This is a genomic window from Arthrobacter sp. 05T47 (genome assembly GCF_056395825.1).
The window spans coordinates 50,394-66,040 of record NZ_JBFTKG010000021.1; the positions used below are offsets into that span (position 1 = coordinate 50,394).

At 69.4% G+C, this 15,647-nt stretch carries 16 protein-coding genes and 1 riboswitch; of the genes, 4 read left to right on the forward strand and 12 right to left on the reverse strand.

Annotation, left to right across the window (positions count from 1 at the left end; translation table 11 throughout):
• Positions 1-19: 19 nt before the first annotated feature.
• The 6 genes from hemC to hemE all read right to left on the reverse strand — a co-directional run bounded on the left by hemC (position 20) and on the right by hemE (position 6,924).
• Entirely contained in the window at positions 20-1,018 is a 999-nt protein-coding gene (gene hemC / locus AC1DEY_RS14945) for a hydroxymethylbilane synthase (RefSeq protein WP_476868619.1), read from the reverse strand.
• Positions 1,015-2,310: a ferrochelatase gene (locus AC1DEY_RS14950; RefSeq protein ID WP_476868620.1), complete on the reverse strand. Its 1,296-nt coding sequence runs from the start codon at positions 2,308-2,310 to the stop codon at positions 1,015-1,017. The genes hemC and AC1DEY_RS14950 overlap by 4 nt, the downstream gene beginning before the upstream one ends.
• Positions 2,307-3,053 (reverse strand): hydrogen peroxide-dependent heme synthase, encoded by a 747-nt coding sequence (gene hemQ / locus AC1DEY_RS14955; RefSeq protein WP_476868621.1) that lies wholly within the window; start codon positions 3,051-3,053, stop codon positions 2,307-2,309. The genes AC1DEY_RS14950 and hemQ overlap by 4 nt, the downstream gene beginning before the upstream one ends.
• A gap of 173 nt (positions 3,054-3,226) precedes the next feature.
• Positions 3,227-4,003: a hypothetical protein gene (locus tag AC1DEY_RS14960; RefSeq protein WP_476868622.1), complete on the reverse strand. Its 777-nt coding sequence runs from the start codon at positions 4,001-4,003 to the stop codon at positions 3,227-3,229.
• 241 nt (positions 4,004-4,244) lie between these two features.
• Positions 4,245-5,750, reverse strand: coding sequence for a protoporphyrinogen oxidase (gene hemG / locus AC1DEY_RS14965; RefSeq protein WP_476868623.1), 1,506 nt, complete (start codon positions 5,748-5,750; stop codon positions 4,245-4,247).
• A gap of 4 nt (positions 5,751-5,754) precedes the next feature.
• Entirely contained in the window at positions 5,755-6,924 is a 1,170-nt protein-coding gene (gene hemE, locus AC1DEY_RS14970) for a uroporphyrinogen decarboxylase (protein WP_476868624.1), read from the reverse strand.
• Positions 6,925-7,094: 170 nt separating this feature from the next.
• On the opposite strand from hemE, the gene AC1DEY_RS14975 reads away from it, so the two are divergent.
• The gene (locus tag AC1DEY_RS14975) at positions 7,095-8,468 is read left to right on the forward strand and encodes a glutamyl-tRNA reductase (RefSeq protein WP_476868625.1); all 1,374 of its coding nucleotides are present in this window, start codon (positions 7,095-7,097) and stop codon (positions 8,466-8,468) included.
• Positions 8,469-8,550: 82 nt separating this feature from the next.
• Here the strand turns inward: AC1DEY_RS14975 and AC1DEY_RS14980 are convergent, their stop codons facing one another.
• Together AC1DEY_RS14980 and moeB are read right to left on the reverse strand one after the other, a co-directional pair.
• Entirely contained in the window at positions 8,551-9,585 is a 1,035-nt protein-coding gene (locus AC1DEY_RS14980) for an SDR family NAD(P)-dependent oxidoreductase (RefSeq protein ID WP_476868626.1), read from the reverse strand.
• A 30-nt stretch (positions 9,586-9,615) separates the two neighbouring features.
• Positions 9,616-10,839 carry a molybdopterin-synthase adenylyltransferase MoeB gene (gene moeB / locus AC1DEY_RS14985; protein ID WP_476868627.1) on the reverse strand — a complete coding sequence of 408 codons (1,224 nt, stop codon included), beginning with the start codon at positions 10,837-10,839 and terminating at the stop codon, positions 9,616-9,618.
• Positions 10,840-11,026: 187 nt separating this feature from the next.
• On the opposite strand from moeB, the gene AC1DEY_RS14990 reads away from it, so the two are divergent.
• The 3 genes from AC1DEY_RS14990 (at position 11,027) to AC1DEY_RS15000 (ending at position 12,363) form a co-directional block, all read left to right on the forward strand.
• A complete protein-coding gene (locus AC1DEY_RS14990) occupies positions 11,027-11,674 on the forward strand; it encodes a TetR/AcrR family transcriptional regulator (RefSeq protein ID WP_476868645.1) in 648 nt (215 codons plus the stop codon).
• A 61-nt stretch (positions 11,675-11,735) separates the two neighbouring features.
• A complete protein-coding gene (locus tag AC1DEY_RS14995) occupies positions 11,736-11,960 on the forward strand; it encodes a DUF3107 domain-containing protein (protein ID WP_441407367.1) in 225 nt (74 codons plus the stop codon).
• Between the two features lie 100 nt (positions 11,961-12,060).
• On the forward strand, positions 12,061-12,363 hold the full coding sequence (locus tag AC1DEY_RS15000) for a hypothetical protein (RefSeq protein ID WP_476868628.1): 303 nt from the start codon (positions 12,061-12,063) through the stop codon (positions 12,361-12,363).
• A 3-nt stretch (positions 12,364-12,366) separates the two neighbouring features.
• Here the strand turns inward: AC1DEY_RS15000 and AC1DEY_RS15005 are convergent, their stop codons facing one another.
• The 4 genes from AC1DEY_RS15005 to thiO all read right to left on the reverse strand — a co-directional run bounded on the left by AC1DEY_RS15005 (position 12,367) and on the right by thiO (position 15,528).
• Entirely contained in the window at positions 12,367-13,038 is a 672-nt protein-coding gene (locus tag AC1DEY_RS15005) for a 4a-hydroxytetrahydrobiopterin dehydratase (RefSeq protein ID WP_476868629.1), read from the reverse strand.
• A 101-nt stretch (positions 13,039-13,139) separates the two neighbouring features.
• On the reverse strand, positions 13,140-13,964 hold the full coding sequence (locus tag AC1DEY_RS15010; RefSeq protein WP_441407364.1) for a thiazole synthase: 825 nt from the start codon (positions 13,962-13,964) through the stop codon (positions 13,140-13,142).
• 5 nt (positions 13,965-13,969) lie between these two features.
• Positions 13,970-14,206, reverse strand: a complete 237-nt coding sequence (thiS, locus tag AC1DEY_RS15015) for a sulfur carrier protein ThiS (protein ID WP_390204050.1) — start codon at positions 14,204-14,206, stop codon at positions 13,970-13,972.
• Positions 14,203-15,528, reverse strand: coding sequence for a glycine oxidase ThiO (gene thiO / locus AC1DEY_RS15020; RefSeq protein ID WP_476868630.1), 1,326 nt, complete (start codon positions 15,526-15,528; stop codon positions 14,203-14,205). The genes thiS and thiO overlap by 4 nt, the downstream gene beginning before the upstream one ends.
• A riboswitch (TPP riboswitch) is annotated at positions 15,522-15,642 on the reverse strand. It overlaps the preceding gene by 7 nt.
• Positions 15,643-15,647: the final 5 nt, after the last annotated feature.

Genomic DNA, 15,647 nt, shown 5'->3' on the forward strand with positions numbered 1-15,647 from the left:
AAGTCGTGGAATCCGCGGTTCAGGAAGCGGCCAGGTCCGCGATGTCGGCGGCGCCGCGGGCCAGCAGGACTTCCGCCAGCTCGATCCCCAGCAGCGTCGCCCCGACTTCGGTGAGCCCGTCGGTGGCTTTCTTGTCGCGGACCGTTGCCGTGCCGTCGACCGCGCAGACTACGGCTTCGAGGTAAAGCATGCTGCCTTTGCGGTAGCCGTAGGCTCCCACGGGGGCGGCGCATCCGGCTTCGAGCCGGGCCAGCAGTGCGCGTTCGGCCGTCACGGCGAGCCGGGTGTCAAGATCATCGAGGGCCGCGAGGGCCTGCGCCAGCACCCCTTGGGAGCCCGCCGTGGAACCGGCCCGGCGGGGCGCATCGGCGGTGCGGCATTCGATCGCCAGGGCACCCTGCCCTGCGGCGGGCAGCATGACGTCGGTTTCGAGGTACTCGCTGACGGCATCGAGCCGGCCGATCCGGTGCAGCCCGGCGGCGGCGAGCACGACGGCGTCGAGGTCGCAGGACTTGCCGTCGACGACGGCGTCGGTCGTGTTGCCCGGCAGCCCGGGGACGCGCCCCAGCCGGGTGTCCACGTTGCCGCGGATGTCCCGGATGTCCAGGTCAGGACGCGCGGCGCGGAGCTGGGCCGCGCGGCGGGGAGACCCAGTGCCGACGCTGGCACCGTTTGGCAGGTCGGCGAGCTTGAGCCCGTCCCGGGCGCACAGGACGTCCCGGACGTCGCCGCGTTTCGGCGTGGCCGCGAGGCTCAGGCCGAGGGCCGGACCCGTCGGGAGGTCCTTGAGCGAATGCACGGCGACGTCGCATTTGTCCTGGAGCAGGGCATCGCGCAGCGCGGCGACAAAGACGCCGGTTCCGCCCATCTGGGACAGCGAGCCTTTCAGGACATCGCCCTCGGTCCGGATGTGGACCAGTTCAACAGGGAACCCGCCGACGGCGGCAAGCTGGTCCGCGGTCTGCTGGGTCTGGGTCAGGGCAAGCTTGCTGGCGCGGGTGCCGATCCGGACGGTCATGGGGTCCCCCGGCCCGCCGCCCGTGCACCCATGTCCTCAGCCGTGTCCTCAGCCGCGGGTGTGGCCGGGTAGGGCGCGTGACCCGTCCCCACCGTGGTGTCGGCTCCGGCGATGGTGGGCTTGTCGCCGCGGAAGTTCGCGCAGCAGCCGGGGCGGCAGATGTCGTACCACGGGCCGAGATCGGTCAGGTGGGGCCGTTCGGCGATGTTGTTCGCGGTGGTCCGTTCGCAGATCAGGTCCACGAGACCGGCCACAAACTTGCGGTGCGTTCCGGGGGTGGGGACGCGGGTGGCGGCGAGGTCCAGTTTGGCGCAGGTCTCCAGCGCCTCGGTGTCCAGGTCCCAGACGACTTCCATGTGGTCGCTGACAAAGCCCAGGGGCACAATCACGATGCCCTTGACGCCCTGGCCGGCGAGCTCCTCGATGGCGTCGTTGATGTCCGGTTCCAGCCACGGCACGTGCGGGGCCCCGGAACGGGACTGGTAGACGAGGGACCACGGCGCGGTGAGGCCCGTCCCGGCCTCCACCCGGCGGATGATCTCGCTCCCGTTGGCCAGGTGCTGCGCGGCGTAGGCGGAATCTTCCTCGAACTGGCGGGGCTCGCCCTCGGACCGCCCGGCTGCCTCGGCGTCGCGGGTCGGGATGGAGTGCGTCGCGAACACGATGTGCACCGGAGCGTCGGGGGTGCCGGCCGCGGCCAGCTGGGCGCGGACGTCGGCGAGTCCGGCGGCGGTGCCCTCGATGAACGGTTCCACGAAGCCGGGGTGGTCGAAGTACTGGCGCACCTTGTCGACCTCGAGCTTGCCGTCGAGACCGGTTTCCGTCAGCGCCAGGCCGATGTCCTCACGGTACTGGCGGCAGCTGGAGTAGCAGGAGTAGGCGCTCGTGGTGAGCATGAGGACCTTGCGGTGGCCGGCGTCGTAGATCTCCTGCAGGGTCTGCGGGATGTACGGGTCCCAGTTGCGGTTGCCCCAGAACACGGGCAGCCCGATGCCGCGGCCGGCAAGTTCGGCCTCGAGGGCGGCCTTGAGCTGGCGGTTCTGTCCATTGATGGGGCTGATGCCGCCGTTGGCCCGGTAGTGGTGCGAGACCTCCTCGAGCCGTTCGTCGGGGATGCCGCGGCCGCGGGTGACGTTGCGGAGGAACGGGATAACGTCCTCCTGGCCTTCGGGCCCGCCGAAGGAGGCGAGCAGGACAGCGTCATACTCTTTGGGGGCCATCCGGCCGGCATCGGTGACGGTGTTCGTGGCGGTTACTGAGGCGGCGGATTCCTGGGGATCCAGCGGACTCATGCAAGGACCTCGGCAATCTCGGCGGCGGTGACGCGGCGGCCCGTGTAGAAGGGGATCTCTTCCCGGACATGGTGGCGGGCTTCGGTGGCGCGCAGGTGCCGCATCAGGTCCACGAGGTCGACGAGTTCGGGCGCTTCCAGTCCGAGGATCCATTCCCAGTCGCCCAGGGCGAAGGAGGAGACGGTGTTGGAGATGACCTGGGGGAAGTCGCGGCCCAGCATGCCGTGGTCGCGGAGCATGGCGCCGCGCTCGGCGTCCGGGAGGAGGTACCACTCGTAGGAGCGGACGAAGGGGTAGACGCAGAGCCACTCTGCGGGTTCCACGCCGCGGGAGAATGCCGGGGTGTGGTTCTTGGCGAACTCGGCCTCGCGGTGCACGCCCATGGCGGACCAGACGATCTCGGTGCCGGCGAACAGCTTGCTGCGCCGGATGTCCCGGACCGCGCGCTGCAGCGCTTCAGGCCGGGGGCCGTGCAGCCAGACCATGATGTCCGCATCGGCGCGCATGGCGGAAACGTCGTAGCTGCCGCGGTGGACGACGCCGGCTTCGGCGAGACTCTTCATGAGGGATTCGAAGTCCTCGGCTGCGTCGGCGCCGCGCAGGACGTCCGCGGACCGCTTGAAAACGGTCCAGAGGGTGAAGAACTGCTCAGTTGAATCTTGGGACGCCGATGCCCCGGCGACTGATTCTCCGGGGGCTGACATTCCGGTTTTAGTGACAGATTCGGCAGAAGTGTGGCTCATGCATACCAGTGTGCCTCCTCTCTCCAGCTAAGTCGAAAAAAAGCACTTCTACGAGCTGTAGAAGTGCTTTATTTCACACGGAGGCGGGTGCGGTGCAGTGGGGAGCGCGGTGCTTGGTGTGCGCGGTGCAGTGGGCTGCCGGGTGCGGTGTCGTGTGCGCGGCAGGCGGGCGGTCAGCTCCGGCGCATCCGAACGGCTGCAACGCCGGCGCCGATCGAGACCGCCACCAGGCAGATGCCCCAGCCGATCAGCGGAGACGGTCCTGCGGGTTCCACTGCTGCCGTGGCCTGCAGGGAGGAATTCCCCGAATGCCCCTTGCCCGTGGTGCGCGCACTGGTCGATTCCGCCGTGGTTGAACCGGTCGAGGAAGGCCGCGCTGCGGCCGAGGTCGACGCCGGGGTGCCGGCGGCCGGCGCAGCGGCTCCGGGCTGGGACCCGGACGCCTGTTCGGCACCACTGCCACTCCCGGCCGGCTGGCCGTCAGCCTGTCCGCTGCCCGGCAGCGTCGGAACGGATCCGGCCGCCCCGCCTGCGGCGGGCACACCCGTCTCCGGGGCAGTCACCGGCGCGCCGGGGCCCTGCGGCGCCGACGGCTGTGCGGCTGTGGCGGACGGAGTGCTGGCCGGCGGGGCGCCGGTGCCCGAGGCCGTGGGTTCCGGAGTGCTGGGCTGGGGGCTGCTCGGGGCGGGGCTGGAGGACTCGGGGATCGTGGGCTGAGGGCTGCTGCTGCGCGAGGGCGACTTTGACGGGGTGGACTCCGACTTGGCAGACGGCGAGGAGCTCGGCGTCGTCGAGGAGCCCAGCAGGCTGTCCAGCACGTCGTCCAGGCCGAGGGTCAGCGAGCCCTGGGCCGTCGGCGGAGTGGACGCCGCCGCGGACAATTCCGTGGCCGCATGGGAGGCCGGAACGCCCGCGGTTGCAGCCAATACCGCCCCGAGTGCGGCTGCCACTGCGCCGCGTCGGAGGCTCCTATGGCCTCTGGTCTTCGTTGTTGACACCTTGGACCTGAAAATAACCATGGTCATCGAGCCTAGCCGGAATCCACGGCGAGGGAAAACCTGCCAAAAACCGCGGAATACCGGCAAGTAACCCATGGGGGCGGAGTGGTTCAGGGTGTCTTTGGAGCCGTTGTGGTTCCTGTGGCTGAGGGTGCGCCAGGGGCTGGCAGAAACGCCTCCGCGGCCGGCAATTTCACGTCAACAGGCGTCTGACCTGCGCCGGTGTGTCGGCGACGATCGCGGCCAGGCCGTTCCCCGACAGCCAGCCGCCCACGACGGCAAGCGTGCCGTCAGCGGCGCAGATGCCCCGGACGGCCGCGACGCGCTGCCTGTGGCCGAGGGACGCAAACGGCAGCGCCCCGGCCCAACGGACCACGTCCCAGCCCGCCACATCGTCCGCGCTGACGGGCACGCCCAGCAGCGCGGAAGCGTCAGCCAGCGCGGCCCGGAACAGTTCCTGGTCCGTGCGAGGCGCCGGCGCGGCTCCCCCGCCACGGGATTCGGGCGTGGCACGGGGAACAACAGCCCGGGGAGTATCAGCCCGTCCGTAGGAGAGCCGAAGCACGTGCCTTCCGGGCCCGGTCCGGTCCGCCAGCCAGGCCCACTTGGCGGTGGCGTGCGTCAGCGCCTTGGCCTGCAGGCCAAGGATCTGCGGGGCCACGAGGACGCCGGTGCCACGTGGCGCCGCGTCCAGGGCCGGGAGATCCACCACGAGGGTGACCAGGCTGACGTCGGGTCCTGCATCGGGGCGAAGCCGGTCAAGTTCGGGCAGGGATCCGGCCAGGAGCGCGACGGCGGCGGGACCGTCCAGCGCAACGGCCAGGAGACCGGCGTCGAACGTGGCCCCGTCCGTGACGACCTGCCAGCCGTCGGCGGTGCGCCGAACGGACCGGGCGGGTGTGCCGCTGAGCAGGGTGACGCCGCGCTGGCGCAGATCGGCCAGCAGCGCGGCCACGAGGGTATGCATTCCGCCGCGGAGGCCCGCGACGGCGGAGCCGGCCTTCCGCAGCCCTGCGGACTCGGTCTTTTGCAGCCCTGCGGGCTGGACCTGCGCTCCCCGGCGCTGCGCCGCGACGGCGGCGGCGAGGGAACCGTGCTGGCGGATCCCGGCCCGCAGCCCGGGGGCCACCATGTCGACGTCGAGCACTGCGGGGTCGGCCGAGTGGACACCGCCGACCACCGGTGCGACGAGCCGGTCCAGCACACGCCTGCCCATCCTGCGGCGGACAAGCTCGGACACGCTCGTGGCCTCGGCCCCCGTGCCCAGCGAGGCCGGCAGTACGGCGTCGACGGAGGCGCGGAGGGAACCCAGCAGACCCAGTGACCGGCGGACTTCCGGGTCCCACGGGCTGGCCGGGATGCCCAGCACCCCCGTCTTGGGCAGTTCACGCGGGCCGTCCGGCAGTTGGACCCAGGCTCCGCCGGGGTTCGGCGCGACGATCTCGCCGGCAATCCCAAGCTCCGCGGCAAGATCGGCCACCGCGGACGTGCGGGTCGCGAAAGACTCCGCCCCGCTGTCCAGGGTCAATCCGGCCACGGCATGGCTGCCGACGCAGCCGCCCCAAACATCACTGGCTTCCAGGACCGTGGTGGGTACGCCGGCGCGGGCGAACTCCCGGGCCGCCAGCAGGCCGGAAATCCCGCCCCCGATCACGACGGCGGTACGCTGCGTGGGCGCCCCGGCGGCGCCTGCGTCCACGCCGTTACTCCGGAGCGATGGAGTGGATGAGTTCGACCACGCGGGTCAGCACGTCGGGATCGGTCTCCGGCGGCACGCCGTGACCGAGGTTCACCACGTGCCCGGGCGCGGCGGAACCGGCCGCGATCACGTCGCGGACGTGCGCTTCGAGGATCTCCCATGGTGCCGAGAGCAGGGCCGGGTCGATGTTGCCTTGCAGCGGAACGGTGCCGCCGAGGCGGCGGTTGGCTTCGTCCAGCGGCAGCCGGTAGTCGACCCCCACGACGTCGACGCCGACGTCGCGCATCGCGACGAGCAGTTCCGAGGTGCCTGTGCCGAAGTGGATCAGCGGTGCGCCGAGGTGGCGCACATGGTCCAGGGCACGGGACGACGCCGGCGCAACGAAGCGCTGGTAGTCGGCCAGTCCCAGTGAACCGGCCCAGGAGTCGAAGAGCTGCGCGGCCGAGGCCCCGGCCTCCAGCTGGGCGCGGAGGAACATGCCGGAGGCGTCGGCGGCCCAGTTGGCCAGCGCAGTCCAGGTTTCCGGATCGGCGTGCATCATGGTGCGCGGGCCGAGGTGGTCGCGGGACGGCTTGCCTTCGACCATGTAGGCCGCGAGGGTAAAGGGCGCGCCGGCGAAACCGATCAGCGGGGTGCTCCCGAGCTGGGCCACGGTGAGCCGGACGGCTTCGCGGATGGGCTCCAGGGCCTCCCAGGTCAGCTGCGGCAGGGCGGCGACGTCCGCGGCCGTGCGGATCGGCACGTCCAGGACGGGGCCCACGCCGGGCACGATGTCCACGCCGACGCCGGCCAGCTTGAGCGGGATGACAATGTCCGAAAAGAAGATGGCGGCATCGACGTCGTGGCGGCGGACCGGCTGCAGCGTGATCTCGGACGCCAGCTCGGGGCGCAGGCACGAGTCCAGCATCGCCACGCCCTCACGGATCTTGAGGTATTCGGGCAGCGAGCGGCCGGCTTGCCGCATGAACCAGACGGGGCGGCGGGAGGGCTTGCCGCCGCGGTAGGCGGTGATCAGCGGCGAATCCGCCGTGCGGCCGTCCATCAGCGGGTGGCCGGCATCGAGGCCGCTGGCGCCACCGGCGACGGCGCCCTTGTTGGCAGCACTGTCTGCTGCACCGGTCTCGGACGTACTGGAATTTGTCGTGCCGGCACGTGCCGCAGCGCTTGGAGTCATGACTTCGATTGTGCCCAAATTTGTGTCCAAAAGATAACGACAGCCTGTCACGCCGACTCTCACACTGGCCACGAGTGCTGCGCCGTGGCGGGAATCACAGGCCAGCGTGCCTGAGCCCACTCCCGGACAGTTGTTCTACACGGGCACGAAAAAGCTATGATGGTGATGCTGTGGTTCTTTTTTCATTGGTGGCTACACACGCCGACATCGACCTCGAAACCGTTGCTCAGTTGAGCACCGGCGCTTCAGGGCTCGCCACATCCGCCCTCGCCGGATCGCCGGCCGTGGCGGGTGCCGTTGTCCTTGCCACCTGCAACCGCCTGGAAATCTATGGCGAGGCCCCCCATGCCGACGCGGTCGGCGCAGCCCGGGCAGCCCTCATCACGCAGATCAGCGGTGCCAGCGGACTCAACGATCAGCTCGTCTCCCGCGCCTTCAGCACCCGGACCGGCGCCGAGGTCAGCCAGCACCTCTTCGCGGTCAGTTCGGGGCTGGATTCCGCCGTGGTCGGCGAACGCGAAATTGCCGGCCAGGTGCGCCGCGCCCTGATCACCGCCCAGCACGAGGGCACCGCCAGCTCCGGCCTGGTCCGGTTGTTCCAGGCCGCCTCCAAAACCGCCAAAGACGTCGGCGCCCAGACGGCGCTGGGTTCGCGCGGCCTCTCCATCGTCTCCGTGGCGCTGGATCTGGCCACGGACCTCTCGGAAAACCCTGACTGGTCCGCCAAGAAAGCCGTCGTCTTCGGGACCGGCGCCTACGCCGGAGCCACCATGTCGCTGCTGCGCGAACGCGGCTGCACCGATGTGCATGTCTATTCCTCCTCCGGCCGCGCCGCAGGTTTCGTTGCCACCCGGGGCGGTACTGCCCTGGACGAGGCGACGCTTCCGGTGGCCGTGGCCGCGGCCGACGTCATGATCGGCTGCAGCGGCTCCGACAGCCGGGTCGAAGCGGACGTACTCGCCCGGATCCGGGCGAACTCGCCCCAGCAGCTCATCGCGATCGACCTCGCCCTGACCCATGACTTTGACCCCGCCGTGGGCGACCTCGACGGCGTCGAACTCCTCACGCTGGAATCCGTACGCCTCGCGGCGCCGCAGGAACAGGCGGAGTCGCTCGAACAGGCCAGCAGCATCGTGTCCGGGGCGGCCAGCGCCTTCGAACAGGAGCGCGAGGCCCGGTCGGTGGACTCGGCGATTGTCGCGTTGCGCCGCCACACGATGAACGTCCTGGACGCGGAAATGGAAAAGGTCCGCGCCCGGCACGGCTGCACCGCCGCCGCGGAGGAAGTCGAGTTCGCCCTGCGCCGCATGGTGAAACAACTGCTGCACGTCCCCACCGTCCGGGCACGCGAGCTGGCTTCCAACGGTCAGCAGGACGCCTACGTTGCCGCCCTGGAGGCGCTGTACGGCATCACGGTGGAGCCCTCCGCCGGTGCTCCCGGTACCGCGGCCGCGTGCCCCGTGGATCACACCGATGCGGGCCCCGGCACCGCGGACCACAACCCTGGGAACCACGGCGCCGGCGACATCCGCGAAACCGCGTAGCCGGTTCCCGCGCCTCCACGGCCCACCGGCTCCCGCGCCTACCCGGTTTAACTGGTTTACCCGCCTACGCTGTTCAACTGGTTTACCCGGGGAAAGCGTTGATCCCGGTCATTTCGGCCGACACCTGCCACAGCCGTGCGGCGGCTTCCGGGTCCACGGCATGGGCATCCACGCCCCTGATCCTGGCTGCGGGCGATCCCGTCACCGTGGGTTCGGCAATCTCGCAGTCCTCGCAGTAGACGCCGCCCATCCCCTCCAGGGCCGGCGCCGTCGCGGCCCAAACTGAGGTGGCGGCGCCCTGCGCCGGTGTCTTGAACCGGGGGTCGAGCGTGCCGTGCTCGTCCATCCAGCCTGCAGCGATCATCTCCTCGCGCGGCAGGTGGCGCTGCAGTTCGGTCATGATCCCGCCGGGATGCACAGCGAAGGCGCGCACGCCGAAGTCACGGCCCAGGGCGTCGAGCTGGACGGCGAAGAGCGCGTTGGCCGTTTTGGCCTGGCCGTAGGCCCGCCACTTGTCGTAGCCGGCGTCGAAGTTGATGTCATCGAAGCGGATCGGCGAGAGCTTGTGGCCGGTGGAGGACAGCGAGACCACGCGGGCTCCCGGCGCTGCGGAGAGTGCCGGCCACAGCAGGTTGGTGAGGGCAAAGTGCCCAAGGTGGTTCGTGGCGAACTGCGCTTCCCAGCCCGGACCCACCCTGTGCTCCGGGCTTGCCATGATGGCGGCATTGTTGATGAGGATGTCCAGGCCGCGGCTCGTGCCAGGCGCCGCGCCGGCCAGGAAGCCGGCGGCGAACTCCTTCACACTGGCCTGGTCGGCAAGATCCAGTGCGGCGACGCTGACATCGCCGCCGCCGGTTTCCGGCGACAACCCGGCCTCTGCCAGGACATCGCGGGCGTGCTCCGGCCGCCGGGCCGGCACCACAACGCTGGCGCCGGCGGAGGCCAGGGCCCGCACGGTCTCCAGGCCCAGGCCCGAGTAGCCGCCCGTGACTATCGCGGTTTTCCCGGTCAGGTCGATGCCGGCAATGACCTCGGCCGCCGTCGAATCCCGGCCAAAGCCGGAGCCAATCTTGCGCTGGGATGTCATGGTGGGTTCCTCGCTGTTGTTCTGGGTCATGGTCTCAGTAAAACGGCTCAGTACACCGGCTCAGTACACCGGCTTCCCGGGTTCGACGTCGCGCACCCAGGCAAGGATGCCGCCTTCGAGGTGGCTGACGCGCTGGTACCCGGCGGCACGGGCGGCGGACAGGACGGCGGCGGACCGTGTTCCGGCCTTGCAATGGAAGACGATATCGGCATCCTGCGGCAGTTCCGGCCACGCTTCCCCGGCCAGGATGCGGCCCTGCGGGATCAGCACCGAGCCGTCGATGCGGACGATCTCGTACTCCCCCTGCTCCCGCACGTCCACGAGCTGGAAGTCCTTGAGCCCGGCCTTGCGCGAGGCCAGCATCGTGGCGAGCTGGGTGGCCGTGACAGTGTGCTCGGTTCCCGCGTCCGCCGTCGGGGTGATCCCGCAGAACGCCTCGTAATCGGTGAGTTCGGTGATCCGCTCGGCCGCGGGATCCCGGGCCACTTTGATCTCGCGCCAGGTCCCGCCCAGCGCGTCATAGAGGGCCAGCCGGCCCAGCAGGGACCGGCCGACGCCGGTGATCAGTTTGACGGCCTCGGTCACCATCAGCGCTCCGACAGCGGCGCAGAGCATGCCGAACACGCCGCCTTCGCCGCAGGAGGGCACGGATCCGGCCGGGGGCGCCTCCGGGTAGAGGTCCCGGTACGTGGGCCCGAACTGTTCCCAGAAGACGCTTACCTGGCCGTCGAAGCGGAAGATCGATCCCCAGACGTAGGGCTTGCCGAGGATGGCGGCGGCGTCGTTGACGAGGTAGCGGGTGGCGAAGTTGTCGGCGCCGTCGAGGATGAGGTCGTAGTCGGCGAAGAGTTCCAGTGCGTTGGACGCGTCGAGGCGGACGTTGTGGAGCCGGACGTCCACCAGCGGGTTAAGGGCCGCAATGGCATCGCGGGCGGACTCGATTTTGGGCCGGCCCACGTCCGCGACGCCGTGGATGATCTGCCGCTGGAGGTTGCTGAGGTCGACGTCGTCGTCGTCAACAATGCCCAGTGTGCCGACACCGGCGGCGGCGAGGTACAGCAGGGCCGGGGATCCCAGGCCTCCTGCCCCGATCACGAGGACTTTCGCGTTCTTGAGGCGTCGCTGGCCGATCGCGCCGATCTCGGGAATGATCAGGTGGCGCGAATAGCGTTCCACCTCCGCAAGGCTGAGCTCCGATGCCGGGTCAACCAGCGGTCCTGGCAGCGGATCCAGCTGCGTCGGGGGCGTTGCGGGGGCACCGGGGGCGGTGAACTTGGAAGCCATACTTCAATCTATGCCCGAAGATACCGCCAGGTCATATTACCCGCGCGTAAAGTGTAGTTGAATGCAGTGCACAGCAGTTGAGTGCTTTTCCGTAGGGTTCTTTTCAGTTGAGTGTTTTTCAGTTGAGTGCCCTGCGGGCAAGTGGATGTAGAGGGAAAGAAGGCCGACAGTGGTTCATCAGGCACCGGTGGAGCGGGACGAGACCGGCAAACCGCCGGCCGGGCAAACGCGGAGCGGACAGCGCTCGGCACGGCTCCCCCGTGATGAACGCCGGGCGCAGCTGCTGGCGGCAGCGCAGGAGGTCTTCGTGGCGAACGGCTACCACGGGGCCGCCATGGATGAGATCGCCGAGACCGCCCATGTCAGCAAGCCGGTGCTGTACCAGCACTTCCCGTCCAAGCGGGACCTCTACCTGGCCCTGCTGGACAGCCACCTGAGCAAGCTGATCGACCTCCTGCTGGGCGCCCTGAACTCCACCACGGACAATGACGAACGCGTCCAGGCGGTCATGCGCGCCTACTTCCGCTTCATCGCCCACGACGACCAGGCGCACCGGCTCGTCTTCGAATCTGACCTGATCAACGATCCCGACGTCAGCGCACGGCTGGAAGCCTTCAACAAGACCTTTGCCGACGCCGTCGCGCGCGTCATCGCCGAGGACACCAAGCTTCCGGAACTGGAATCCCAGCTTTTGGGCCGCGGACTGGCCGGGCTGGCCCAGGTGAGCGCCCGGTACTGGCTGGAAACGGACGGAAACCTGGACCTCGATGTGGCCAGCGACCTGATCTACCGTTTAGCTTGGCGCGGAATCTCCCGCTTCCCCAAAGAGACCTAGAGTACAACTAGAGATTGACCTTAGACGTTTATTCGGTTTTGACTGGCTGGGAGGCCTTGCTGTGGAAGTAAAGATTGGTATTCAGAACATTGGCCGAGAAATTGTCCTCGAATCGGCCCAGGACGCCGACGCCGTCGCCAAGGTGGTGGGCGACGCGATCGCCAAGGGCGGCGAACTTCGTCTGAAGGATGACAAGGGCCGCCTGGTGATCGTCCCCGCCAACGTGTTGGGCTACGTTGAAATCGGGGCAGAAGAAGCCCGCCGCGTCGGTTTCGGCGCACTCTAGGCTCAGCCCGGCCGGCGTTGGAGCGGCTTCACAACCCGTTCACAGCCGGTTTTCCAAACCGTTTCACAGCCGTTTTCTTGACTAGCGCGAGGTGTCCTGAATGCTTTCCCTGATTGTGGTCGCCATGGTGACCGTTGCTGCGGGCTTTGTGGTGTGGGCCAACGACAAACGGCACACGAAATACGGGATCAGCGTCCCGGCGGGAGTTGCAACGGCCGTCGGCATGCTGAGCTGGATCATCTTCATGGCGGCCGGGTTTGGCTACCAGCCGGGCCTGACCTGGATCCCGTGGATCCTGCCGATGGTCTTCGGCGCGGCGGCGTCGATCGCGGCCGTTATCTACCTGGGCAAATCCCGGACCCGGCAGGACACCGATCGGCTCACCGCCATCCTGAAGCTCTAGGCGCTACGCCGGCAGGTCCGGCCCGTGGCCGTCCTCGGTGCACAGGCACAGCCGGTTACCCTGCGCATCCGTGACCACCACCCACTTGGGTGCGTGGTCACGGTTCATTAAGGCCCCGGTCGCCGCAGTCTTTTCCAGGACGGGCCCGGATTCGGCCTTGCTCCGGTGGATGTCCAGGTGGATGCGGTTGGCGTTCGGGGTGGAGGTCTCCTGGAACCACAGTCCGGGCCCGCGTCCGTAGGGGTCCACGAGGTCGCCGAACCGGCCCTTGCGGTAGCCGAGGGCGATCCGCCAAACCTCCGAAACTCCGGCGGGGTCCTCCGAATCGATGGCGATGTCCACCGTCCGGTACAGGCCCGGCTCTGCGGCGGCACTGACGCCCTGGGCCGCCCCGCTGACTGCCGCCGCGGCCCGGACGTCCCGGGACGTGACCTCCGTGCCCGCGTCGTGCGAGGTGAAGCGCAGGAACACGCGGTTGTAGCGCCAGTCCAGGTCCGGGTGGTGGTTCTGGTCCTCGGCCACGCGCCCGACGGCGGCAACAAGCTCCAGCGCCGCGGCCGACGTCGGACATTTGTAGACCGTCACCAGGCCGCCCAGGCGGTACCGCCAATCCGGAAGGCCCGCCAGGGCCTGATCGATCTGTGGCCGGGTAAGGACGTCGTCCGTGGCTGCCACTGCAGGCTCCTGTGCTGGTTGGGCGAATGAACTGGATCGGCGAATGAACTGGCGGCGAATGGGCCGGAGGCAAAGCCGGACCCTGTCCTACAGGAAATCGCCTACAGGAACTCGGCCCGGCCCTCCATCGCCGAGGACGCCAGGGCGTGCTCGCGGCGCGGAATCCTGCCGGCCTTTTTTGCCAGCCTACCGGCGATGACAGCGTGTTTGAAGGCCTCCCCCATGAGCACGGGGTTCTGGGCCCGGGTCACGGCCGTTGCCAGCAGCACGGCATCGCAGCCAAGTTCCATCGCCAGCGCCGCGTCCGAGGCCGTGCCGATTCCGGCATCCAGGACCACCGGCACGGACGCCCGCGAGACGATCAGCTCGATATTGTGCGGGTTCAGGATGCCCAGGCCGGTACCGATCGGGGCGCCCAGCGGCATCACGGCCGTGGCGCCGAGGTTTTCCAGCCGGAGGGCAAGCACGGGGTCGTCATTGGTGTAGGCGAAGACCTTGAAGCCGCGGGCGACAAGCTGTTCGGTTGCGTCCACGAGTTCGACGGCGTCCGGCAGCAGGGTGTGCTCGTCGGCAATGACTTCGAGTTTGACCCAGTCCGTTTCCAGGGCTTCGCGGGCCAGCTCGGCTGTGAGGATGGCGTCCTTGGCGGTGAAACAGCCGGCCGTGTTGGGCAGCACCCGGATCTGCTGGTCCTCGAGCAGCTGGAACAGCGAGCCCGTCTCCGCCGGCGAATAGCGGCGCATCGCCACCGTGGTCAGCTCGGTTCCGGAGGCAACAAGCGCCGCACCCAGCCCGTCCAGGCTCGGCGCGCCGCCGGTGCCCATGATGAGGCGGGACCCAAGCGCCACGCCATCGATCACCAATGGATCGGCCACCGCCCCGCGCGCCTGCACGGCCGGTGTTCCTGCCAGTGTGGTCTCGTTCATGCTGGTCATCCTCCCTGGACTGCCGTGACAAGTTCGACGTCGTCGCCGTCGGCGAGCGCCGTGGCGTGCCACTGGCTGCGCGGCACCACTTCGGCGTTGCGGGCCACGGCGACACCGAGTTTCCGGCCGTCGGCGGCCTGGCCGTCGGGGCCGATGCTCCGGCCCGTGAGCTGGCTGACGAGGGTGCTGACGGAGGCGCCGTCGGCGACGCTTTGCTCCGTTCCGTTCAGTCTGATGTTCATGCTGCTTCCTTCTTGGGACTGTCCCCGGACGTGTCCGGGATGCGGGAAAAACGGTCGGGGCGGAAACCGGCCCAGCGCGGGTCCGGCGTCCCGTCCATGAGTTGGCGGCATACGGCGGCAGCCGCCGGGGTGAGCAGGACGCCGTGCCGGAAGAAACCTGTGGCGATGATGAGTCCGGGGACATCCCCGCCGTCCGGGCGGGCAACCCGGCCCAGCAGCGGGGCGTTGTCCGGCGTGCCTGGCCGGGGCCGCGCCGTGGCTTCCAGGAGCTCGAGTTCGGCGACGGCGGGCACCAGCTGCTGGGCGTCCCGCAGCAGCTGGTAGACGCCGCCGGCCGACACGGCCTGGGGATCCGACGGGCCGTCCTCGCGCTGGGTGGCGCCAATCACCACGGTGCCGTCCTGGCGGGGCACGATGTACACCGGGACCCCGCGCACCATCCCCCGCACGGTGGCAGTGAGCAGCGGCTGCAGGTGCGCGGGCACGCGGAGCCGGAGGATGTCACCGTAGACGGGCCGCAGCGGCAGGGTGAGCCCGGCGGGCAATTCATCAAGATCGGCGGCGCCGAGCCCGTTGGCGACCACGGTTTCCGCGGCGCGTACGGTACCGCCGCCATCGAGGCGGACCCCTGCAACGTTGCCGTCCTGCCACAGCAGCCCTGCAGCGCGCCGCCGGATGAAGCTGCCGCGGTCCTCCGCGGCCAGGACGCCGGCAATCCGGGCGATCAGCAGGCGGGGATCCACCTGGTGGTCGGCCGGGATGTCGAAGGCACACGAGATGCCGGGGCTCAGCAGGGGCTCCCGGCCCCGTGCCTCGCGCACTGTCAGCGGTTCCACGCTGAGGCCGGAGGCTTTCTGGACTTCCCTCAGGTCCGCGAGCGCGCGCCGGTCCGCCGCGTCCGCCCCGACGGCGAGGGTCGGGGTCGTCAAATACCCGGTACCCGTCCGGGAGTCCTGGCCGGCGGGACCGGCGTCGAGCCCGGCCGCGAATCCGGGCCACAGCCGGGAAGACTCGAGCATCAGTTCCAGCAGCTGCTCCTCCTGGTAGTGCAGCTCGCTGACAGGGGCGAGCATGCCGGCCGCGGCCCAGCTCGCTCCTGTACCGGGAACATCATCGATCAGGACCACGGACCGGCCCGCGCGGCTGGCCTCGAAGGCGATGCCGTGGCCGATCACCCCGCCGCCGATCACGGCAACGTCTGCGGTGACGTCCCCTGCGGTGATTCCGTCAGTGGATACGGCTCCGGTGTAACAATCCCGGGCGGTGGCGTCATCTGCGGCCACGGCTTCACGGCCGGCTTGTGAGCCTACTTGCGTGCCCATGAAAAATTCCTTCCCTACGCCGGTACTAGCCGGATCAGGTCAAGCGGTCGGCTCTGACGCCCTCTCAGCCGGGCAGCGGCTCCATGGCTGCTGCGGGCTCCCGCGGTATGCGCCCAGTT